This is a genomic window from Pseudoalteromonas sp. SG44-17 (assembly GCF_014164235.1).
Classification (GTDB): Bacteria; Pseudomonadota; Gammaproteobacteria; order Enterobacterales; family Alteromonadaceae; genus Pseudoalteromonas; species Pseudoalteromonas rhizosphaerae.
On sequence record NZ_JACJEV010000009.1, the window covers coordinates 140,983 to 161,433 of the forward strand.

Consider the following 20,451-nt stretch of genomic DNA (forward strand, 5'->3'; position numbering starts at 1 on the left):
TGAGCGTAGCACAAACGCTCTTTGGAGCAGCAAAGATGCAAGCCAAGGATAAGAGTAGAACACTGACATCTGAACAATTATATCTGATTGATGCTTATTGGCGAGCGACTAATTATTTGTCGGTTGGTCAAATTTATTTGTCCAACAACCCTTTGTTAAAACGTCCTTTAGAACTCAGTGATATAAAAGTTATGTTACTTGGACACTGGGGGACAACTCCAGGTCAGAACTTTATTTATGTGCACTTGAATCGAGTGATCAAACAACACGATTTAAATATGATTTATGTTTCAGGTCCTGGTCACGGCGGACCTGCTGTGGTTGCGAATACTTACCTTGAAGGAAGCTACAGCGAAATCTACCCAGACATCAGTCAAGATGAAGCAGGATTACAAAAGCTGTTTTTACAGTTTTCTTTTCCAGGGGGGATCCCTAGCCATGCGTCACCCCAATGCCCGGGCTCGATCCACGAAGGTGGTGAGTTGGGTTATTCCCTAAGCCATGCTTTTGGGGCGGCGTTTGATAATCCCGATTTAATTGTTGCTTGTGTGGTTGGTGATGGTGAAGCTGAAACGGGGCCGCTTGCAACTGCTTGGCATAGTAATAAGTTTCTCAGCCCTGCCACTGACGGCGCTGTATTGCCAATACTGCATCTCAATGGTTATAAAATTGCTAATCCAACAATTCTTGCCCGTATTCCTAAAGACGAATTAACGCAGTTAATGCGTGGTTATGGTTGGACGCCTATTTTTGTTGAGGGTGATGAGCCAACTCTGATGCACCAAGCGATGGCGGCAGCCCTTGATAAAGCCGTGCAGCTTATTAAAAAATTCCAACAAAATGCGCGTGAAAATGGTGACTTAAATCGTCCAGCGTGGCCGATGATCATACTTAATTCGCCAAAGGGCTGGACCGGTCCTAAAGAAGTCGATGGATATAAAATTGAAGGAACCTTCCGCGCTCATCAAGTGCCAATTTCAGCACCGGTGAATCATCCCGGACATTTGGCGTTATTAAGTGACTGGTTAAGTAGTTACCGACCCCAAGAACTGTTTGACGAACGTGGTTGTTTGTTACCAGAGATAGCCGCGTTGGCGCCAACAGGTGAACGCCGTATGGGGGCAAATCCTCATGCTAATGGCGGTTTATTACTACAAGATTTAAAAATGCCCGATTACCGAGATTACGCCTGCGAGGTGACAACGCCTGGTGTACGCGGTGTGGGTGATACCCGAGTGCTTGCGCCATTTCTGCGTGACGTCACTAAGTTAAATGATAAAGAGCAAAACTTTCGGGTGTTTGGTCCCGATGAAACTATTTCCAACGGTTTGGCTGCCTTGTTTGAAACCACCCGTCGGCAATGGGATGTGACCACGTATGCGAATGATGAATATTTAGCACCGAGCGGCCGAGTGGTCGAAATGCTCAGTGAACACCAATGTGAAGGCTGGCTTGAGGGTTACTTGCTGACTGGCCGTCACGGGTTGTTTAACTGTTACGAAGCGTTTATTCATATTATTGATTCTATGTTTAATCAACATGCAAAATGGTTAAAAGTATCATCGGCATTGTCGTGGCGGCCTAAAATTGCCTCGCTTAATTATTTATTGGCATCTCATGTTTGGCGTCAGGATCATAATGGTTTTACCCATCAAGATCCGGGTTTTATCGATGTTGTAGTCAATAAAAAAGCGGAGATTGTTCGCGTTTACTTACCACCCGATGCGAATTGTTTATTGTCTGTGATGGATCATTGTTTACGTAGCCGTCATTACGTCAATGTGGTGATTGCAGGCAAACACCCAGCTCCGCAATGGTTAACAATGGAAGAAGCTGAAAAACATTGCGCACAAGGAATTGGTATTTGGCATTGGGCTGGCAATCTTAGTGACGATGCCATTGAGCAAACGCCTGATGTGGTTATGGCTTGTTGTGGTGACGTGCCTACACTCGAAACATTGGCGGCAGTATCAATTTTGCGTGAATATTTGCCAACGCTTAAAGTGAGGGTGGTTAATGTGGTTGATTTAATGCGTTTACAGCCAGAAACCAAACATCCGCATGGATTAAATTGCCAAGATTTTGATGCGTTGTTTACCACCGACAAGCCAGTAATATTTGCTTTTCATGCTTACCCATCACTTATCCATCAACTCACTTATCGTCGCACTAATCATCACAATATTCATGCTCGCGGCTATAAGGAAGAAGGCACAATTACGACCGCCTTTGATATGACGGTATTAAATGAAATTGACCGTTTTCACTTGGTTATTGATGCACTCGAACGATTACCGCAAACCGGCGCTAAAGGCATCGAGCTTAAGCAGTTATTACATGAAAAGTTAATTGCGCATAAAAAATATATCAACAAAAATGGCCTTGATATGCCAGAAATTCGTGATTGGCACTGGACTTCATCAGTATGACCACATCTGTCCTGCAACCCGCTGATAATAAGTTAAATGTTGGCTGCATAATAGCAATACGTGGCAGTGTCATTGACGTCTGTTTTGCGACAAAATTGCCGCGTATTCACTCAATACTGACCGTAGATCTGAGTGATATCGCGCTAGGTGATATAGAGCAAGTCGTTATTGAAGTGTTAGAGCAACGCAATGCCAAGCAGGTACGGTGTATAGCTTTAACACCAACGCAAGGGCTCGCCCGCGGAATGCAAGTTAAAGACAGTGGTAACCCTTTGTTAGCACCCGTTGGCAGCGGTATTTTATCGCGGATGTTTGATGTGTTTGGTAAACCGATAGACCGTCAAGGCAGTTTGACAGATATTAAATGGCGCTCGGTTCATCGAGCACCACCAACACTTAGTGAGCGCTCTACACAGTCGCAAATTTTCACAACCGGTATCAAAGTAATTGATGTACTCGTGCCGCTAGAAAAAGGCGGCAAAGCAGGGTTATTTGGCGGTGCAGGGGTCGGTAAAACAGTTTTGCTCACTGAAATGATCCATAACATGGTAGGCAAGCATAAAGGGGTGAGCATTTTTTGCGGTATAGGTGAGCGCTGTCGAGAAGGTGAAGAGCTTTATCGGGAAATGAAAGCGGCAGGTGTATTACCTAATATGGTGATGGTGTTTGGTCAAATGAATGAACCACCAGGGAGTCGTTTTCGGGTTGGTCAAGCGGCATTAACCATGGCTGAGTATTTTCGTGATGATGAACACCGTGATGTATTGTTATTGATTGATAATATTTTTCGGTTTATTCAGGCAGGCTCTGAAGTATCTGGTTTGATGGGACAAATGCCGTCACGACTCGGTTATCAACCGACGATGGGCACCGAGTTGGCCAGCTTAGAAGAACGTATTGCGAATACCAATAATGGGGCTATTACCTCTATTCAAGCTGTGTATGTGCCTGCTGATGATTTTACCGATCCGGCTGCGGTACATACGTTTTCTCACCTATCTGCGTCCATTGTATTGTCGCGACAACGCGCCAGTGAAGGACTATTTCCTGCTATTGATCCCCTACAGTCAAACTCCAAAATGGCCAGTCCAGGTATTGTTGGTGAACGGCATTATCAACTGGCGCAAAAAGTGCGCAGCACTTTGGCTCAGTATGCTGAGCTTAAAGATATTATTGCGATGCTTGGCTTAGAGCAACTGTCGCCGGAAGATCGTTCCGTCGTTGGGCGTGCGCGTCGGCTGGAACGTTTTCTTACTCAGCCATTTTTTACCACCGAACAGTTTACTAATCATAAAGGTAAACTTGTTAGTCTTGATGAGTCGTTAGATGGCTGCGAGCGTATCCTCAACGATGAATTTAAAGATTATCCTGAAAGTGCGCTTTATATGATAGGCAATATCGATGAAGCAAAACTAAAGAGCAGACCAAATAAACAGGCATCAAGTGCCACTGACACCGCAAGTACAGTGAAAAATGCCGCCAAAGCGGCTGGAGCAGACAATGAACATGCACCTTAAACTGCTTTTACCCTCACAGGTCTTTATTGATAAAACCGATATTAGCAACATTATTGTCGAAACGAGCAGTGGGTCGTACGGCTTATTACCGCATCGGCTTGACTGTGTGGCGGTGCTTACGCCGGGCATTCTGACTTTCTCAACCATCGCCGAGGGCGAAATATTCGTAGCCGTAGATGAAGGAGTGTTGGTGAAAACAGGACCCGATGTTTTGGTGTCTGTGCGTAATGCCCTAGTTGATAGCGATTTAACTAAGTTACGCGCCGCTGTTGAGCAAGACTTTCTCGCAATCAATGAGCAAGCCCTGCAAGTGCGTGCAGTAATGGCAAAATTGGAAAGCGGTTTTCTGCATAAGTTTGTTAGCTTTAAACAACAGTAAAGCGCCCTCAGCAAGGCAAATAATATGAATGAGCGTAAGTTGAAAACAGCTACTAAAGCAAAGCCGACATTAGCGACAAAAGTCGGCATTAAAGCCACGCGCAAGTTAAAAGCGCGCAGTCATTCGCAGCAACGAGTGTGGTTTGGCTTAGGAATGATGGGGTTAATTGGCTGGTCAGTCGCGATACCTACCTTAGTGGGAGCAAGTATCGGAGTCTATGTTGATGGTCATTATCCCAGTGAAAGATCTTGGACACTAGCCTTGTTAGTCGCAGGTTTGGCACTTGGTTGTTTTAATGCATGGCATTGGATAGAGAAAGAAGATCTGGCAATAGGTGAAGAGCACAAAGTCACCGCAGAGAAGGAACATAATGATGAGTGATACAGTGAACTTAATGCTGATCTGGTGCTTAGGTTTAGCATTGGGTGGTTTTTTTTTCGTAGGTCTTTGGTGGACGGTACAAAAAAGTATTCGTTCAGCGCATCCGGCGTGGTGGTTATTAAGCAGTTTGCTGGTGCGTATGACAGTAACTATCGCAGGCTTTTACTTAGTTGTAAGTCATGAAATGGCTAATGCGTCATTGCTACGTTTACTGATCTGTTTGTTTGGATTTATTTGCGCACGACTTATCACAGCCCGCGTGGTTGCGAAAATGACAGCTAGATTGGATACACCAGTACAGCAAGTAGCCGTTATTGAGCAGCTTAATCCACATGAAGGATCGCAACATGCACCTTAGTCCCGATGTCGTGATTTATTGGCAGCTTGGCTTTGTGAAAATTAATGCAACCATTGCTTTTACATGGGCACTGATGCTGCTGTTGACCCTTGGCTCTATGCTGATCACTCGAAATATATCAACTAACTTGCAACGTTCGCGCTGGCAAAATTTTTTAGAAATTATAGTCACGGGGATTGAAACGCAAATAGAAGAAGTTGGTTTGCAACAGGCGAAAAAATACCTCTATTTTCTTGGTACCTTATTTTTATTTTTGGTTAGTGCAAGTATCTTCACTATTGTTCCCGGCTATGAACCACCCACAGCGTCACTCTCAACGACAGCGGCACTGGCACTTAGTGTATTTATCGCGGTGCCAATGTTTGGCATTGCACAGCAGGGCGTTGTTAACTATCTCAAATCTTATATGGCGCCGACTATGATTATGTTGCCATTTAATATCATTAGTGAATTGTCACGCACATTGGCGTTGGCTGTGCGCTTGTTTGGCAACATGATGAGTGGTGCGATGATTATTGGTATCTTGTTGACCATCACCCCTTTTATTTTCCCTATCGTGATGACAGCACTAGGGCTACTAACTGGCATAGTACAAGCCTATATTTTTACTATTCTTGCAGCCGTCTATATTGCGGCCGCAACACAAACTCGCCAACCGGATAACAGATCAGACAGCAAGTGAATGCCACAATAATGAACATCAATTAATCTTAACATTACATTTTTGCTTACTTTAACAATGAAAGATTTTGGAGATCACATGGACAGTATGACAATGATTGCAATCGCCTCGATAATTATTTCGGGCATCACTACCAGTATTGGGTGTATAGGTCCGGCTCTTGGCGAAGGACGTGCAGTAGCTGCTGCACTGAGTGCCTTAGCTCAACAGCCTGATGCTTCAACGACCATCACGCGCACTTTGTTTGTTGGTCTGGCGATGGTTGAATCCACAGCGATTTATTGTTTTGTGGTATCGATGATCTTACTTTTTGCAAACCCGTTTTGGAATTATGCCATCGCGCAAGCCACAGGATTGTAAGCCATGTTAATTGACTGGTTCACTGTAGCAGCACAGGCTGTTAATTTTTTGATCTTGGTATGGTTGTTAAAACGTTATCTTTACCAACCTATTTTGCATGCTATTGACGACCGTGAGCAACGCATTGCCGATGAGCTCGATGCTGCTGCGGCTAAACAGCAACAGGCCAGCGCTGAGCGAGCTATATTTGAAGATAAAAATAACCAATTTGCTCAAGAGCGTGACACGTTATTACAGCAAGCAAAAGATGATGCTGATGCAAAACGACAGCAGTTACTGGCTCAGGCACAACAAGACGTTGCTGCATTACATGATAAACATCAAGCAATAATGGCCGCAGATGCTGAACATCTGACCAATATACTGAGGCGTAAAACCAGCGATGAAGTATTTGCTATCACCCGCAAAACCTTACACGACCTTGCAAGCGCAAGTTTAGAGCAGCAAGTCACTCAGGTATTTATAGCGCAATTAAGTGAGTTGCAGCCAGCGGCAAAAACGACGCTAGTAAAAGCACTCAAAGCCAGCAAAAAACCGGCATTATTAACGAGTGCATTTGAGTTGCCTGATATAGAGCGCGCTGCTATTGATAAAGCGATTAAAGCAACATTTGGCGCTGACATTGACTTAGAGTTTGCCACCTCAGCAGAGCTTATCAGTGGTATTGAGTTGAGTACTAATGGCCAAAAATTAGGCTGGAATATTGCTGACTACCTGCAGTCGCTTGAACAAGACGTTGTGGCGCTGCTAAAACAAAATGGCAAAGCTGTTGAGCAGGGAGCAGCTGACAACAAAACCAAGCGCAGTAGTGATAATAAACCAAACGATGAGCTGCCTGACCAAGAGCAAGATAAAGGCAAAGTGCTTACTAGCAAACCCATTACTAACATTGAAAACCACCATGAGTGATGCAACTAATACAACTAATACAACTAATAGCAGCCAATCTTCGGCTTTAATTCGCCAAGCAACAACAGCCTATCATAGCGAAACACTCGATAATATTTTCGACAACTCATTCTCTCGAATCGAAAAAGCTCGTAAGGCATTTTCGCCTCAAATGAAATCGTATGAGGTGGGTATAATTACCAATATTGCAACCGGTATTGCCAAAGTATCAGGATTACCCAGTGCCGGTTTTGAAGAGATGTTGATCTTTGCTGGCAATGTGCGAGGTATCGTTTTCAATGTCGATATAGATGAGTTAGGCGTGGTATTACTTGGCGATTACGCACATTTACAAGCTGGTGATGAGGTTCGACGCAGCGGTCATGTTATGGATATCGCTGTGGGTAATGAGTTATTGGGGCGCGTTATTAATCCTCTTGGTCAGGTGCTAGATGATGGGTTGCCTATTCAAGCCACGCAGCATTTACCAATCGAACGCACGGCAACGGCGATAATGGATCGCGCTGCGGTGACAGTGCCGTTACAAACGGGGTTGATTGTTATTGATGCCTTGATCCCAATAGGACGAGGGCAACGGGAGCTTATTCTGGGTGATCGACAGACCGGAAAAACCGCGATTGCCATCGACACTATTCTCAATCAACACGATAAAAATGTGCTCTGTGTTTATTGCGCGATAGGGCAACGGGCTTCGAGTGTGGCAAAGGCTGTGGCGACATTACGTGAACAAGGCGCAATGGCTTATACTGTGGTGGTGGTTACCGAAGGCAATGAACCGGCGGGCTTACAGTACATTGCCCCGTATGCAGCGATGAGTATCGCGGAATATTATATGCAACAGGGGCAAGATGTACTGATTGTTTTTGATGATTTAACCAAACATGCGCGCGCATACCGTGAACTGTCGTTGCTGCTTCGTCGTCCACCTGGGCGTGAAGCATTTCCTGGCGACATTTTTTATATTCACTCACGTTTACTTGAGCGCGCCACTCAATTAAATAAAGCACTTGGCGGTGGCTCACTTACTGCACTGCCTATTATTGAAACAGAAGCACAAAATATCTCAGCTTACATACCCACCAACTTAATTTCGATCACCGATGGGCAAATATATTTATCCCCATCGTTATTTGAATTGGGTGTTTTACCCGCTGTTGATGTTGGTAAATCTGTTTCGCGTGTTGGCGGCAAAGCTCAACTGGCAGCGTTTCGGGCTGTAGCGGGTGACCTAAAATTGACTTATGCACAATTTGAAGAGCTAGAAACATTTGCTCGCTTTGGTGCGCGTTTAGATCAAGATACCGCAAAATCAATTGAACATGGCCGCCGTATTCGCGCCAGTTTACGCCAGCCAGAATCATCTCCGCTTCCAGTCGCTGAACAAATCATATTATTACTTGCTTTGACTTCGGGCCTATTTGATACCATTGCATTAGCAAAAATGAGCGCAGCAAAAAATGCTTTACGAGGTATTATCAATCGTTTGCCTGCTGAATTATCAACGCGATTAGCAACCTCAGGATCATTAAGTGACGAGGATCATCAAAATATCATTGCCCTATCAAAACAAGCGCTGGCGAGTATTGAAGATAGTAATGCGCCATTGCTGGCTGACGGCTCTGAACAACCATGAGTAATACCGCTGCTAATTTGCGTCATAAAATCGACAGTGCCAGCGATTTAAAAGGAGTTGTGCGGACGATGAAGGCGCTTGCCGCATCGAGTATTAGTCAATACGAAAAATCTGTCAGCTCATTAACTGATTACTATCGAACGGTAGAATTAGGATTAAGCGCTACGATACAGGCGGTTGATGTTAATTTACCTGCAGTGGGTGCAATATCGAACACAGATAAGCAGGGCGATAATATAGTCAGTGCTATTGTGTTTGGCTCCGATCAAGGTTTAGTTGGGCAGTTCAATGAAGATATTGCTGACTTTGCAATTAAAGCACTGGCCGATTTAGGCGCGCAATCTCAGACCACACAACTGCAAGTGTGGGCGGTGGGTGAGCGAGTCTACTCACGACTCGCCGATGCCGGTTTATCTATGGAAAAAAGTTTTACGGTGCCCACGAGCATAAATGAGATCACCGCGTTGGTTGGGCAAATTCAAATTGATAGCGAAACACACCTTGCTAATGCAAGCGCTGCACGTGTTTATGTATTTTATAATCAGATGCAATCGGGCGCTCAATATCAGCCAATATCACAACGATTACTGCCGCTTGATCAAAAATGGCAACGAGAGTTAGCACAAATCCCTTGGCCGACAAAACGATTACCCGAAATTTTAGGTAGTAATGATATGACACTACGGGCATTGATCCGCGAATACATATTTATTTCGCTTTATCGCGCCTGTGCCGAGTCGTTGGCCAGTGAAAATGCTAGCCGGCTTGCGGCGATGCAGCGTGCAGAAAAAAACATAGAAGAATTATTAGACAATCTCGGTAAAGAGTTTCATGTGCTAAGGCAAAGCTCTATTGATGCAGAGCTAAGCGATGTACTGGCAGGTTATGAATTACTTAACTTGAATGCTGATTAAATAATCTATTAAGCCTTGTAACTCAAAATGAAGTTAGAACTAAGATATTTGCGTATTTCGCATCTTAATTTGTTGAGTTATTGAGTAACACGTTTTTTATAGTCAAGGTGATGTAATATTTGTTGATATTTCCAGCATAGTGTAGCCATATTTCAGCTCTTTTAACGATAAGTTCTGCTATATTGAAATAAAGAGAGTATATATTGCTAATATTAGTTAGTGATTGTGTGCTCAAATAATAACCTTGCAAGCACAAAAACAACAGATTGCTCTAATTATCTAGTTTTTATCGGGCGATTGATTTATTTTTTGTGCCTTTTGTGAACTTTTATGGCAATAAAGCTAGATAAATTAAAAATATAGTTAACACTTATAACTAATAGGCCGATAATACACATAGTTAAATAATAAGGTAGATCGCATGGCTTCAAGTTTGTCTTTTCAGGACCTAAGCATAAGTAAAAAAATTCACGCTATCACGAGTATTGCTGTTATCGCTTTTGTGGTTATTGTATTAATCAATTATATTTCGATGGTGGACAATCGGGGCTCATTAGACGAACTTGAAAAAACATCTTATCAAGTGGTAAAACTAACATCAGCGAACGTCGGGTTACTTGAAAAATTAGATGAGCTTTATACACAAGCAGTTACATTTGGCGAACAAGATATTGTTGATAAAGCAAAAGAGACGCTGACAGCATTAACTGAGAATCTTGACGCAATAAATAATATTAATAGTACCTACATTGATAGGCAAACACGCACACAGTTAACCGAATACGCTGCTATATCAACAAAAATTGCTAACGATATGATCAGTGGAACTGCTGATTTTAGTAAAATCCAGCAGCAAGCACAATCTAAAACCAATATGTATAACTCGGTGTTGCAAAGTCTTAAAGCTGCTCAGCAACGTGCCGATGCGCGCTTTTTTGAGTTGGTAAAAAATACCAAGTCACGCTCTGATCATGCATTAACGTTAATGCTGGTTGTGTCATCTGTTTCATTGTTATTACTATTATTTATGGCTATTTGGATTGCTCGTGGAATTGCTGCCGCCGCCAGTGATGCGGCTGGCAATTTACGCTTATTAGGTGAGGGGAAAGGCTCTCTTAGCACGCAGCTTACAGTTCGTAGTGAAGATGAAATCGGCCAAGTTGCAATTAACTTCAATACATTTATAGCCTTGTTAAGAGAGTCGGTACTCGAAGTAATGGCGGTGTGTGAACCCTTGATGGAAAACTCAACGCGCTTAGTGCAAGGCATGGAACAAGCAGAAAATGCGACCAGCAAGCAAACCGCAGATGCTGAAATAGTTAAACAGTCGATGGAAGAAATGAAGCAAAGTGTAGGAGACATTTCACATTCGGCAGCAAGTGCCTCACGTGCAGCGCAAACGGCTGAGCAAGAAGTGGAACAAAGCCGTTCACAGATCCGAACATCGGTCACTGAATCTCAGACGTTAAGCGCTGAAATTAATCGTGCCGCTTCGACAATTAACAAGCTAGCGGATGATACAAAAAATGTAACTCAGATACTTAATGTGATCACTTCGATTGCAGAGCAAACCAACTTGTTAGCACTTAATGCTGCTATAGAAGCTGCGCGAGCGGGTGAACAAGGGCGTGGTTTCGCTGTGGTTGCTGATGAAGTCAGAGAGTTGGCATCGCGTACGGCTAAATCAACCAATGAAATTCGTGAATTATTAAACACCTTAACCAGTGCTGCAAACGAGTCGGTTAGCGCTATGACATCGGCGCGTGATATGGCCAGTAATAATGCAACAGCGGCAGAAAATACAGGTATTTCAATTGAAAAAATTGCAGAGCAAATGCTTGAAATTAATGGTATGAACTCACAAATTGCAGCAGCCACTGAAGAGCAAACATCAGTTGCGGCAATGGTGGTCGAAAATGTATCTAATATGCATACATCATTCGAAGATACTATGGCTTCGCTTACTGCAGTTCGTGATGTGGCGAAGAACTTACATTACTTGTCTGATAATCTATTGGATGCGACGGCTAAATTTAAAGTCGAATAACCTTGTGGTTATAATAAAAAACGCCTTGTGGTTAGATACCACAAGGCGTTTTTTATTTAAGTTATAACAGCTAGAAAGTTGCGATTACTTTCACTGCATCACTCACTTTACTGCTATCAATATAGCCAATAGCATCGGCATTACTCGAAACAAAGTCGATTACCGCTTGGTCATTATCTAGTTTTTCTGGCGGTGTACCTTTACCAGTAAAAACCAATTTTGACCAATAGGCATTAAGTTGGCTACTTGATTTACCAACCACTTTGTCATTGAATTCATCAGCAATACTGTTGCCGTTTTGATTTACTGGATTTACTTTCACACCATCCGCGAATGACTTGCTTTTGCCAAGGTAGATTTTTTTGATTTCATCTTGGTCTATCGCGTTGGCATTACCTGTATTTACGATCACAGTAACGCCTGCAAACGCACTAAATGAACAGGCAGACATAAGACCCGCTAAAATTAGTTTTTTCATAACCATCCCCTTAAAAAACCAAATCAACAGCAACGGCAATAACATCCGTTTCAGTATCTGAGATATCATCATTAAAACGGCTAAAATCAACTTTTAGTGCCGCAGATGGGTGAAAGTCGTAACGAGTTCCGATAGTGTATACATTACTTTGTGCACGAACACCATCGAGTGCCTGATTAATCCCATTATTGAGAGGAGGCACTTGGGTTACTTGATCAAAGCGAGATTTGTCATGTTTGTCGTCATTATCTTCATAGGTAAAATGAACGATCCACTCATCCATACGATAACCAATCGACGCATAATATTGTGATTGTTTTGCTAAGATACTTTTTTCAACTTCAAACTGTGTATATTCGGCATCAAATAATATGTTGTTATAGTCAATCGAAAAACCCACACCAATAAATGTACCGTCATCTTCATTTATAGCAATATCATCAGCTTGAGTTATTAGGCCGTTGTCGCGCAGTAATTGTTCAAGGCCATTAATAGCTTGTCCGCCAGCTTCACCATTGCTTAAATCAATAGAGGTTTCAGCAACTAAGTAAGCAGCGCGAACACTAAACCAATCATACGATAGAGTCCAGTTAACCCCTGCGATGTCGTTTAGTTTGGCTTCATCATTGTTTGTAACTGCTGCAATGTCACCATCAAAGCCACCATAAATGACTTGTAAGGTTGAATCCCAATCTCCTATTTGTGAAGTGTGCAGTAGGCTCAAGCCTTCATAGGTAGAAAATGGAATACTATAAACAGACTGCGGTGGTCTTACCCAGCGATAAGCATAGCCAACATCTAAGAAGTCAGAGTAGCGATAAAAAGGCACACGCATTTTACCCGCACTGAGTTGCAGCTCATCGGTAAATTCGTATGTTAAATAAGCCCATTCAAATTCGGCATCAAAGCTATTGTTACCACGGGCTACAATTTGTGCAGTTGCACTGAGCTTATCTTGTAAATCAGCCGATAATTGTAAAGCAAAAACGCTTTCATTTTTAAATGAAATGTCGTTGTCGTACCCGTATCGAGTTGTATTATCATCCAATGTTTTGCCACCAACAATAGAGGCAAAACCATTAATACGCACTTCTGCAAATGAGCTTGCAGATGCGCATACAGCACATAAAGCAATTGCGAGAGGAAGTTTTTTCATTGTGTATCCTAAGTTTTTAGTATGTTGATTTCAGCTAGAGTATAGGAGTAAATATGTGAATTATCGACAATTTAACAGTATCATTTTGATTTTATATATGTATTTTTTAAAATGAGGTAAGTGTGGTAGGTAACTTGAAAACAACCCGTACGATCAGCCGAGCTGATCTAATTATATTGCGAATGTAGGCTCCCCTAATAGCAGCCTAATCAGATAAAATAGGTGTTAACATCAACTCTGACGAGAAATTCAGTAATGCAGCGAACTATAAAAATAGCAGTTTAAAGTGCAGGGGGTTAGTTATTACTTTCTTTGTAATGTTCTTCACGTGCGGCTTGTAATTCTTCAACGAGCTGTTGGGCTTTTTGCTTGGTTTTTTCGGTTAACTCGCCTGCTGCTTCTTTACTTTCAAGCCAGGCATCTAAAGCCACCTCTTTGCCATCATCATACATATCAAGGCCAAGTTTTTTACTTTCTTGCAGTAGCTCATCAAGTGATTCACCTTTAAATTGATTGCTGGTTTCTTTTACTTCATCCCATGCATCATTAAGTGCTTTTTTAACCTCAGCTTTTGCTTCAGCCGCTTCTTTTTTTGCTTCGCTGGCGTCTTCGCAACCGGTTAGTGCTACACAGCCTAATAAAACTAAACTTGCTAATTTGTTCATATTTGTTCCTTTGTATAATAATGATGTCCCGAGGAATATTTCCTCTGGTACAGTATTGATGGCAATCTTAAAACAAGCAATATACAGGCTAGAAAATGAATATACCTCGAACAGCACGACTTAATTTTAAATTAATGGATGAAAATGACAGTGCGCTACTGTTTGAACTCGATAACGACCCACAGGTTATGGAGTACCTTACTCGTGGCAAGACGACGACCATGAGCACCATCAAAGACGTTTTTATTCCGCGCATGCAAGCCTACCGCAATCCACAACAGGGCTGGGGGCTTTGGCAAGTTAACCTTAATGATAATGACAGCTTTATTGGTTGGATATTAATTCGGCCAATGGGGTTTTTTACTGCAGAGCCTGATTTTAGTGATATTGAAATTGGCTGGCGTTTTAAACGCACAAGTTGGGGTAAAGGTTACGCCAGTGAAGCCGCGCAAGCCGTTGCCGATGTGATCACCGCCAATGCTGAGATCAAGGCACTTAGCGCCACTGCACTAAAAGACAATAACGGCTCGATTAAAGTGATGGAAAAGCTGGGTCTGCAGTTTATTGAACAATATACCCATAGCGACGAGTTCGGCGAGTTACCAGCCGTGTTATATCGAAAATCTGTGTAAAGCTGTTTATTGTAGTTTGACCCTTGTTAACTGAATGTGTATTAATGGGGTTAATAAAATAATCAAAAAATAAAATCAACAAGGAATTAAATATGTTTGCAGGTGTAAAACATTTACTGATTTTTAGTGTCATTGTAATGCAGTTACACATAACGGCATTGGCAGCTAGTGGCAAAACAGCCCAAGCGGCAGTGGCTATGCCCGATAGTTACAGTAGTGACGTAGCAAGAGCCATTTTGGAGCAGGGCGGTAACGCGGTTGATGCAGCCATTGCTGCGCAGTTTGTATTAGCCGTTACTTTGCCTGAAGCGGGAAACATTGGCGGTGGTGGTTTTATGCTGATCCAAAAAGACGGGCAAGGCGACTTTATAGATTACCGCGAAACAGGTCCAATTGCCGCCCATCGCGATATGTATTTGGATGACAAAGGTAATGTGGTTGCAAATAAATCGATATACGGCATTCACGCCAGTGGTGTACCCGGTAGTGTGGCTGGCATGTGGCTTGCTCATCAAAAACACGGCACACTTGATTGGAAAACCCTTGTTGAGCCTGCAGTAAAGTTAGCCGAGCAGGGTTTTATTGTTCACCCTAAATTAGCCAGCAGTATTGAGCGCTACATTGCCCGCATGGCTAAAAAAGACGTAACAATTAACTTTGCTGATTATTTTGCCAACGCTAAAGCGAATCAAAACTTTAAGCAACCTGAGCTTGCAGCCACGTTAAAACGTATTCGCGAGCAAGGTAAGGCAGGATTTTATGAAGGCGAAACGGCTAAAATCATTGCCGATTTTATGGCTGAACATGGCGGGATCATTACGCAAGCGGATTTAAAAGCCTATCAAGCAAAATCACGTACCCCGATGAAAGCCGCTTGGAACGGTTACCAAGTACTTACATCACCACCACCAAGCTCCGGCGGTATTGCAATAATACAATGGTTAAAAATGTACGAGCTGACTAAACCCAAAGCAGGGCTTGAGCACAACTCCACAGCATATATTCATTTATTAGCAGAAATTGGCAAACGCGTATTTGCTGATAGAGCAGAGTACTTAGGTGATCCAGACTTTTTTGATGTGCCAAAGAGCGAACTAATCGCCATGGATTATCTTAAAAAGCGCAGTAGCAGCATCACACTCGATAAAATATCGACGACTGAAAACATTAAACCAGGGTTACATGAAAGCGAACAAACCACGCATTTTTCTATAGTTGATAAATGGGGTAATGCAGTATCGAATACCACCACCATTAACTTAGGTTATGGCAGTGGTGTAGTCGTTGCTGGCGCGGGCTTTTTGCTTAACGATGAAATGGATGACTTTAGTGCCAAACCAGGGGTGATGAATGTATTTGGCGCGCTCGGTGGTAAAGCTAACGAAATCCAGCCGTATAAGCGTATGCTTAGCTCAATGACGCCAACTATCTTACTCAAAGGCAATAAAGTTAAAATGGTCACCGGCTCACCTGGCGGCACCACCATAATAAGCTCGGTGTACGAATCTATTTTAAACGCGGTTGAATTTAATATGAGCGCCGATGAAGTGGTAAATAGCCCGCGTTTTCATCATCAACTTTGGCCTAAAAATGTCATACGTCATCATGCAGGGTTAGATGCAAACGTTGTTAAAGCACTAGAGAAAATGGGCTACACCTTAGACGAGCGCCATTTTGGTGATATGCATGTGATCATCGAACGTGATGGCAAACTAGATGCCGGCTCAGAAGCATCAGGGCGCGGTAAGGCGATGGTGTTTTGATCGCAGCTTTAAGCGGTAAGTCATAAGTTGTAAGATTGCTTGGTGTTAAATTAGGCGATTGTAGTTGGGGGGAGGGTAACGAAGCCCAATTACAAAAAGGTTTTAGGAGCTAGGTAACTAGGTGTTAGGGGAGTGACTCGTAGGCGCGAGTTTACCTCGCGCAGTACACAGTTTAATAAAATTGGGTGTCAGCGAACGACTCGCCATAGCATATGGTATCACCAGTACCAAAAGTAGGCGCTTGGAAGCGAAGGCCCTTGTCGAAGCTCAAAAACAAAAGGAATTAACATTGCGCTGAGCAATAACTATTTAGTGTCACAAGGTTTAGCGTCATTGAGAAATATTTGGATCAATATTGATAACGGGAGATGAACCGCCCATAGCACTTCCTGTTAATGAAAAGCGCATGATGGGTGGTGTGAGGGCTGGAGGTTAGAGACCTCCGACTACCGATTATGTTTTGTTTTAACTTGTTAATAATTTTGAAAACAATACATTGGAAACATCTTTACCAAATTTCTCAATATTTTCGGGACCGCCATAAGGGTAATCTTCACTCGACTGTTCCTTGAGATATTAATGAAGAGCAATAGCACTATCATGAGCAATATCAAAAAAAGGAACTGCTGGGTGTTTATAGTTTGGATCAAAGTGAACAACCCATTTGTTCCTAAATTCAACTATTTTACTTTGATATTCCGTGAACTCTTGTTGTGTTTTATCAATTGATTTAAAAAGGTAACTACGAAAATGATCGTGGTCTTTTACAACCTTTTTCCAATGGCACTCTTCACTATAAGACCCAAAAATTTTGCACCAATTTATTACAGTGTCATATAAAAGAACATTATTTAAATGTGTAAATGGACTCAAATCTTTATACGAACTATCTAACTCAATACATTTATCTTCAATAACTAAAAATGAGTGGTACGAACGAAAAAAAGCATTTAACCATTCAAACCTACTTTGTATCTCATTAAATTTTGGCAAGCAACGCTCCTTGAACATTAGATTTTGTAGAATATATAATCTACAGAACCATTCCATTTTTTAATTAAATGACCACATTCTTCACATTCAAATTTTCTCTTTTCACGAGAAATTTGTATTTCTTCAACAACTCGATAGCCCTGCTCACAATTAGAACATTGCTCTTTAAATTCAGATTTACGCTTCATTGCTCATCTCACATTAAATTACTTAAATTTATAAGGGTAGCTGTTTTAAAACTTGGAGTTTTAGAAGCTGATTAAAAAAATAACGCCCGCATTTGCGGCTGGTTTGGAGCGCAGCGGAAAACCAGTCCAACAACATGCGTTTGTGTACGCCCGACATGGGCATTAACTTATGAGGTGAAAGTCCTCTGTAGGAAGATCACCGTTTAAATAACATACTGTTATTAAACGATAGACACTCGCGAATGGCAAGGGCTAAATCGCAAGAGATAGTCTGGAGGAAGCCACTAGCATTCTTTATGATAAATAAAAGTGAGCTGATGAACAAAAACATCATATGAGGCGTAGGCTTGAGACGAGCTAGCACAAGATAGCGAAGTCATGTGATCTAACGGCCACCGTAAATGATGCAGTTGTGCAGAGAAAGTCGATGCACCTGTTCTTTATAGGTAAAAAAGGGGGAGATCTGATAAACACGCATTCGCGCTAACGCTTGGAGGAGGGTTAGCGAACGACTCGCCATAGCCTGTGGTATCACCAGTACCAAAAGTAGGCGCTTGGAAGCGAAGGCCCTTGTCGAAGCTCAAAAACAAAAGTAATTAATATTGCGCTAGGCAATGACTACTTAGCTTCACAAGGTTTAGTGTCATTGAGAGATATTTGGATCAATATTCATTACGGGAGATGAACCGCCCATTGCACTTCCTGTTAATGAAAAGCGCATTATGGGTGGTGTGGGGGCTGGAGGTTAGAGACCTCCGGCTACCCGATTAGTTGTACTTTTCTTTGTTAAGCATTTTAGGTACACGTAGTGCCATTACAAAAGCCAAAGAACAAACAACTGCTAAATATGCAAACCATGATAATTGGTATAAACCGAGTAAATTACTTAAATTATGTGACATAAAGAAAACAAATAACGCAGAAAATGCTAAGTATTTTACGGGTAATGTTTCTTGTATTTTAAGCTGACCAAAATAAAAACCTACACCGCCAATTAAACCAGCAACTATAACGCTTAATGCTACACCTAAAATATTAATATCAACATCCGATTTATAGACCGCGTAGTAACGAAAGGCAAAACCGAAAACTATTAGAAACGATGTAAATAGGCTTGATTGTTTAAAAATGCTCAATGTAACTCCTTGTACAGCTAACGCTTTAAACAGCGGAAAACGCTAGCGTTTTGGCGCAGCCAGCGAGTGGTTTTTCGATGATTTAACTTATTAGGCAAACACTTACGCATGATGTCTACGAATATGTTTGATAAGACCATTATCATCAAACTCTAGAGACATTATATTAGTACTTGTATACTCAATGACCTTATCCATGTGGCTTGGTTTGACTTTAGCGTGTTCCGTATATTTGACGAATACCACATTGCTTCCAATCATCATCTGGTCAATTTTAATTTCACTGAATGTTACTTTGTCTTTCATCTTCGCAATCATCCCTTGTCGAAGCTCTTCCTTACTCGTGATAGTGACATTAAATTTCAGATGTTCATCAATAAATTCATCAGCCAAAAATGAAATGAAATGATCTATGTCTTCGACGGTAGTGTTTGGCTGTTGCCTCGCATTTTTTGCTTGTATGAATGCTTCAGCCTTTTGTTTTAATACACTTTCAGGCAGTGTCTCATCTGCAAGAGCAGATAGTGAGAAAATAATTAAGGTAATTAACGATATTAAAAATTTCATTGGACTATCCTTGTTTGCTTAACTGTTTAATGATGCGGACCCAAAGAACCGCATATTAATTTTTAGGGTTACTACTAAAATGCTTTGCATAAGGTGCCCTGATGGAAGATCATTTGCCACCTCCCATTTATCAGAGCCCATATTGAACATCGTAATGAGTAAATAGCGGTTGTTTCACCACCTTTTACCATTACAGCTTTATAAAGTAACTGGGCACAATTTGGCGCTAAATGTCTCAATTCATATTCAGATGCACTGATCTTAGGTGGCAATTCTGATGGCAGACGCTCCAGAGCTTCTTTTTTCCAAATCGAACTCCAGAGCCACCAATTTCAGTGAACTCATCCGCAATTAGTTCATCCAATTCGCCGTATGAAGCTCTGGTCTCAGCCTTAAATAAATGCTCTTCTAATTCGATGAGCTTCGCCTTTAAATTTTCCACCAAATCTCCAAGTAACCCTAACGAGTCTGTAGAATAACCCGTTTTTAATTTATTTTTATTGATGCATTAACCATAGCTGAGTTCCTATTTTGATTCAATCGACAACTGACTTTTACGTAAAATATAAAAAGAGGACTTGGTGTTGCTTTAATTGGCGTTTTGGAAGGTATAACAGGTGTTTAAGTGGCTTATTTGGAGAGGTAGCAGCTTACCTTTATTAATGCATCGTGTTTTACAGCTTTTCTATCTGATGAACTAAGCAATACAGTTGTCGCAGAATGAAGTGAGGCATTCACTTTCGTTTGACCGCGCAAGGTCAATTTATTCATGCCTTTGTTAACTGTAATATTCCGCTTTTTACCATAAGGAAAGCAGGCTCAATACAACCGAGTCTTTTACCATTCCTTAATAAAACATTTTCGTTGCTAAATTAGGCTATCTATTTTGACAGTCTATTTTAATCTTTATTTTGTCGGTGTAGCTCATTTTCCGTCTGCCAATGCTTATCAGCTAACGGTGGATTTAGATCATTGGATCCGCCGCAGGATAAGAATGTGCTACTGGCGGCAATGGCGCTCTTTATAAAAGGAATAGCACGCACTAAAGTACGCAGTTTAATGAAATTGGTGGTCAGTGAGCGACTGGCCATAGCATGCGGTATCACCAGTACCAAAAGTAGGCGCTTGGAAGCGAAGGCCCTTGTAGAAGCTCAAAAACAAAAGGAATTAACATTGCGATAGGCAATGACTATCTAGCGTCACAAGGTTTAGCGTCATTAAGAGATATTTGGATCAATATTCACTACGGGAGATGAACCGCCCA

The 20,451-nt window shown here is 41.9% G+C and carries 20 protein-coding genes and 1 pseudogene; 14 read left to right on the forward strand and 7 right to left on the reverse strand.

Features of this window, described 5'->3' with window-relative positions; translation table 11 throughout:
* Positions 1-35 precede the first annotated feature (35 nt).
* The 11 genes from H5182_RS09135 to H5182_RS09185 all read left to right on the forward strand — a co-directional run bounded on the left by H5182_RS09135 (position 36) and on the right by H5182_RS09185 (position 11,609).
* Positions 36-2,429, forward strand: coding sequence for a phosphoketolase (locus tag H5182_RS09135; protein ID WP_182759905.1), 2,394 nt, complete (start codon positions 36-38; stop codon positions 2,427-2,429).
* On the forward strand, positions 2,426-3,946 hold the full coding sequence (gene atpD, locus H5182_RS09140) for a F0F1 ATP synthase subunit beta (protein WP_182759906.1): 1,521 nt from the start codon (positions 2,426-2,428) through the stop codon (positions 3,944-3,946). Before H5182_RS09135 ends, atpD begins: the two co-directional genes overlap by 4 nt.
* Complete coding sequence (locus H5182_RS09145) at positions 3,930-4,325, forward strand: F0F1 ATP synthase subunit epsilon (RefSeq protein ID WP_310741298.1); 396 nt, start codon at positions 3,930-3,932, stop codon at positions 4,323-4,325. The genes atpD and H5182_RS09145 overlap by 17 nt, the downstream gene beginning before the upstream one ends.
* 24 nt (positions 4,326-4,349) lie before the next feature.
* Positions 4,350-4,706 (forward strand): AtpZ/AtpI family protein, encoded by a 357-nt coding sequence (locus H5182_RS09150; RefSeq protein WP_182731038.1) that lies wholly within the window; start codon positions 4,350-4,352, stop codon positions 4,704-4,706.
* Positions 4,696-5,064 (forward strand): ATP synthase subunit I, encoded by a 369-nt coding sequence (locus tag H5182_RS09155; protein ID WP_220493566.1) that lies wholly within the window; start codon positions 4,696-4,698, stop codon positions 5,062-5,064. The genes H5182_RS09150 and H5182_RS09155 overlap by 11 nt, the downstream gene beginning before the upstream one ends.
* Positions 5,054-5,746 (forward strand): F0F1 ATP synthase subunit A, encoded by a 693-nt coding sequence (locus H5182_RS09160; protein ID WP_182731039.1) that lies wholly within the window; start codon positions 5,054-5,056, stop codon positions 5,744-5,746. Before H5182_RS09155 ends, H5182_RS09160 begins: the two co-directional genes overlap by 11 nt.
* A gap of 78 nt (positions 5,747-5,824) precedes the next feature.
* Positions 5,825-6,106, forward strand: a complete 282-nt coding sequence (locus tag H5182_RS09165) for a F0F1 ATP synthase subunit C (RefSeq protein ID WP_145242870.1) — start codon at positions 5,825-5,827, stop codon at positions 6,104-6,106.
* 3 nt (positions 6,107-6,109) lie between these two features.
* The gene (locus tag H5182_RS09170; protein ID WP_182759907.1) at positions 6,110-7,015 is read left to right on the forward strand and encodes a F0F1 ATP synthase subunit B; all 906 of its coding nucleotides are present in this window, start codon (positions 6,110-6,112) and stop codon (positions 7,013-7,015) included.
* Between the two features lie 151 nt (positions 7,016-7,166).
* Positions 7,167-8,648, forward strand: coding sequence for an alternate F1F0 ATPase, F1 subunit alpha (locus H5182_RS09175; protein WP_404936212.1), 1,482 nt, complete (start codon positions 7,167-7,169; stop codon positions 8,646-8,648).
* On the forward strand, positions 8,645-9,562 hold the full coding sequence (locus H5182_RS09180) for a F0F1 ATP synthase subunit gamma (RefSeq protein ID WP_182731042.1): 918 nt from the start codon (positions 8,645-8,647) through the stop codon (positions 9,560-9,562). The genes H5182_RS09175 and H5182_RS09180 overlap by 4 nt, the downstream gene beginning before the upstream one ends.
* 421 nt (positions 9,563-9,983) lie before the next feature.
* Positions 9,984-11,609: a methyl-accepting chemotaxis protein gene (locus H5182_RS09185; RefSeq protein WP_182731043.1), complete on the forward strand. Its 1,626-nt coding sequence runs from the start codon at positions 9,984-9,986 to the stop codon at positions 11,607-11,609.
* A gap of 70 nt (positions 11,610-11,679) precedes the next feature.
* On the opposite strand, the gene H5182_RS09190 is transcribed toward H5182_RS09185, so the two are convergent.
* The 3 genes from H5182_RS09190 to H5182_RS09200 form a co-directional block, all read right to left on the reverse strand.
* Positions 11,680-12,087, reverse strand: a complete 408-nt coding sequence (locus H5182_RS09190; RefSeq protein WP_145242880.1) for a phosphate ABC transporter substrate-binding protein — start codon at positions 12,085-12,087, stop codon at positions 11,680-11,682.
* Between the two features lie 10 nt (positions 12,088-12,097).
* Positions 12,098-13,243 (reverse strand): porin, encoded by a 1,146-nt coding sequence (locus H5182_RS09195; protein ID WP_182734891.1) that lies wholly within the window; start codon positions 13,241-13,243, stop codon positions 12,098-12,100.
* Positions 13,244-13,539: 296 nt separating this feature from the next.
* Complete coding sequence (locus H5182_RS09200) at positions 13,540-13,908, reverse strand: hypothetical protein (RefSeq protein ID WP_182759909.1); 369 nt, start codon at positions 13,906-13,908, stop codon at positions 13,540-13,542.
* A 95-nt stretch (positions 13,909-14,003) separates the two neighbouring features.
* Between H5182_RS09200 and H5182_RS09205 the strand changes: the two genes are divergently transcribed.
* Complete coding sequence (locus H5182_RS09205; RefSeq protein WP_182759910.1) at positions 14,004-14,540, forward strand: GNAT family N-acetyltransferase; 537 nt, start codon at positions 14,004-14,006, stop codon at positions 14,538-14,540.
* A gap of 92 nt (positions 14,541-14,632) precedes the next feature.
* A complete protein-coding gene (ggt, locus tag H5182_RS09210; RefSeq protein WP_182759911.1) occupies positions 14,633-16,303 on the forward strand; it encodes a gamma-glutamyltransferase in 1,671 nt (556 codons plus the stop codon).
* A 576-nt stretch (positions 16,304-16,879) separates the two neighbouring features.
* On the opposite strand, the gene H5182_RS09215 is transcribed toward ggt, so the two are convergent.
* The 4 genes from H5182_RS09215 to H5182_RS09230 all read right to left on the reverse strand — a co-directional run bounded on the left by H5182_RS09215 (position 16,880) and on the right by H5182_RS09230 (position 19,187).
* Positions 16,880-17,296 carry a hypothetical protein gene (locus H5182_RS09215; protein WP_182759912.1) on the reverse strand — a complete coding sequence of 139 codons (417 nt, stop codon included), beginning with the start codon at positions 17,294-17,296 and terminating at the stop codon, positions 16,880-16,882.
* A 17-nt stretch (positions 17,297-17,313) separates the two neighbouring features.
* Positions 17,314-17,484 carry a hypothetical protein gene (locus H5182_RS09220; RefSeq protein ID WP_182759913.1) on the reverse strand — a complete coding sequence of 57 codons (171 nt, stop codon included), beginning with the start codon at positions 17,482-17,484 and terminating at the stop codon, positions 17,314-17,316.
* A gap of 767 nt (positions 17,485-18,251) precedes the next feature.
* Positions 18,252-18,620: a hypothetical protein gene (locus tag H5182_RS09225; RefSeq protein ID WP_182759148.1), complete on the reverse strand. Its 369-nt coding sequence runs from the start codon at positions 18,618-18,620 to the stop codon at positions 18,252-18,254.
* A gap of 102 nt (positions 18,621-18,722) precedes the next feature.
* Entirely contained in the window at positions 18,723-19,187 is a 465-nt protein-coding gene (locus H5182_RS09230; protein WP_182759147.1) for a nuclear transport factor 2 family protein, read from the reverse strand.
* A gap of 919 nt (positions 19,188-20,106) precedes the next feature.
* On the opposite strand from H5182_RS09230, the pseudogene H5182_RS22170 reads away from it, so the two are divergent.
* A pseudogene (locus H5182_RS22170) lies at positions 20,107-20,443 on the forward strand (group II intron maturase-specific domain-containing protein); the annotation flags it as partial.
* Positions 20,444-20,451: the final 8 nt, after the last annotated feature.

What these genes read in the sequence shown, in the direction of transcription:
- H5182_RS09135 (WP_182759905.1), top strand. Translation starts at nt 36, where the DNA reads ATGCAAGCCAAGGATAAGAGTAGAACACTGACATCTGAACAATTATAT.
- atpD (WP_182759906.1), top strand. Translation starts at nt 2,426, where the DNA reads ATGACCACATCTGTCCTGCAACCCGCTGATAATAAGTTAAATGTTGGC.
- H5182_RS09145 (WP_310741298.1), top strand. Translation starts at nt 3,930, where the DNA reads ATGAACATGCACCTTAAACTGCTTTTACCCTCACAGGTCTTTATTGAT.
- H5182_RS09150 (WP_182731038.1), top strand. Translation starts at nt 4,350, where the DNA reads ATGAATGAGCGTAAGTTGAAAACAGCTACTAAAGCAAAGCCGACATTA.
- H5182_RS09155 (WP_220493566.1), top strand. Translation starts at nt 4,696, where the DNA reads ATGATGAGTGATACAGTGAACTTAATGCTGATCTGGTGCTTAGGTTTA.
- H5182_RS09160 (WP_182731039.1), top strand. Translation starts at nt 5,054, where the DNA reads ATGCACCTTAGTCCCGATGTCGTGATTTATTGGCAGCTTGGCTTTGTG.
- H5182_RS09165 (WP_145242870.1), top strand. Translation starts at nt 5,825, where the DNA reads ATGGACAGTATGACAATGATTGCAATCGCCTCGATAATTATTTCGGGC.
- H5182_RS09170 (WP_182759907.1), top strand. Translation starts at nt 6,110, where the DNA reads ATGTTAATTGACTGGTTCACTGTAGCAGCACAGGCTGTTAATTTTTTG.
- H5182_RS09175 (WP_404936212.1), top strand. Translation starts at nt 7,167, where the DNA reads ATGAAATCGTATGAGGTGGGTATAATTACCAATATTGCAACCGGTATT.
- H5182_RS09180 (WP_182731042.1), top strand. Translation starts at nt 8,645, where the DNA reads ATGAGTAATACCGCTGCTAATTTGCGTCATAAAATCGACAGTGCCAGC.
- H5182_RS09185 (WP_182731043.1), top strand. Translation starts at nt 9,984, where the DNA reads ATGGCTTCAAGTTTGTCTTTTCAGGACCTAAGCATAAGTAAAAAAATT.
- H5182_RS09190 (WP_145242880.1), bottom strand. Translation starts at nt 12,087, where the DNA reads ATGAAAAAACTAATTTTAGCGGGTCTTATGTCTGCCTGTTCATTTAGT.
- H5182_RS09195 (WP_182734891.1), bottom strand. Translation starts at nt 13,243, where the DNA reads ATGAAAAAACTTCCTCTCGCAATTGCTTTATGTGCTGTATGCGCATCT.
- H5182_RS09200 (WP_182759909.1), bottom strand. Translation starts at nt 13,908, where the DNA reads ATGAACAAATTAGCAAGTTTAGTTTTATTAGGCTGTGTAGCACTAACC.
- H5182_RS09205 (WP_182759910.1), top strand. Translation starts at nt 14,004, where the DNA reads ATGAATATACCTCGAACAGCACGACTTAATTTTAAATTAATGGATGAA.
- ggt (WP_182759911.1), top strand. Translation starts at nt 14,633, where the DNA reads ATGTTTGCAGGTGTAAAACATTTACTGATTTTTAGTGTCATTGTAATG.
- H5182_RS09220 (WP_182759913.1), bottom strand. Translation starts at nt 17,484, where the DNA reads ATGAAGCGTAAATCTGAATTTAAAGAGCAATGTTCTAATTGTGAGCAG.
- H5182_RS09230 (WP_182759147.1), bottom strand. Translation starts at nt 19,187, where the DNA reads ATGAAATTTTTAATATCGTTAATTACCTTAATTATTTTCTCACTATCT.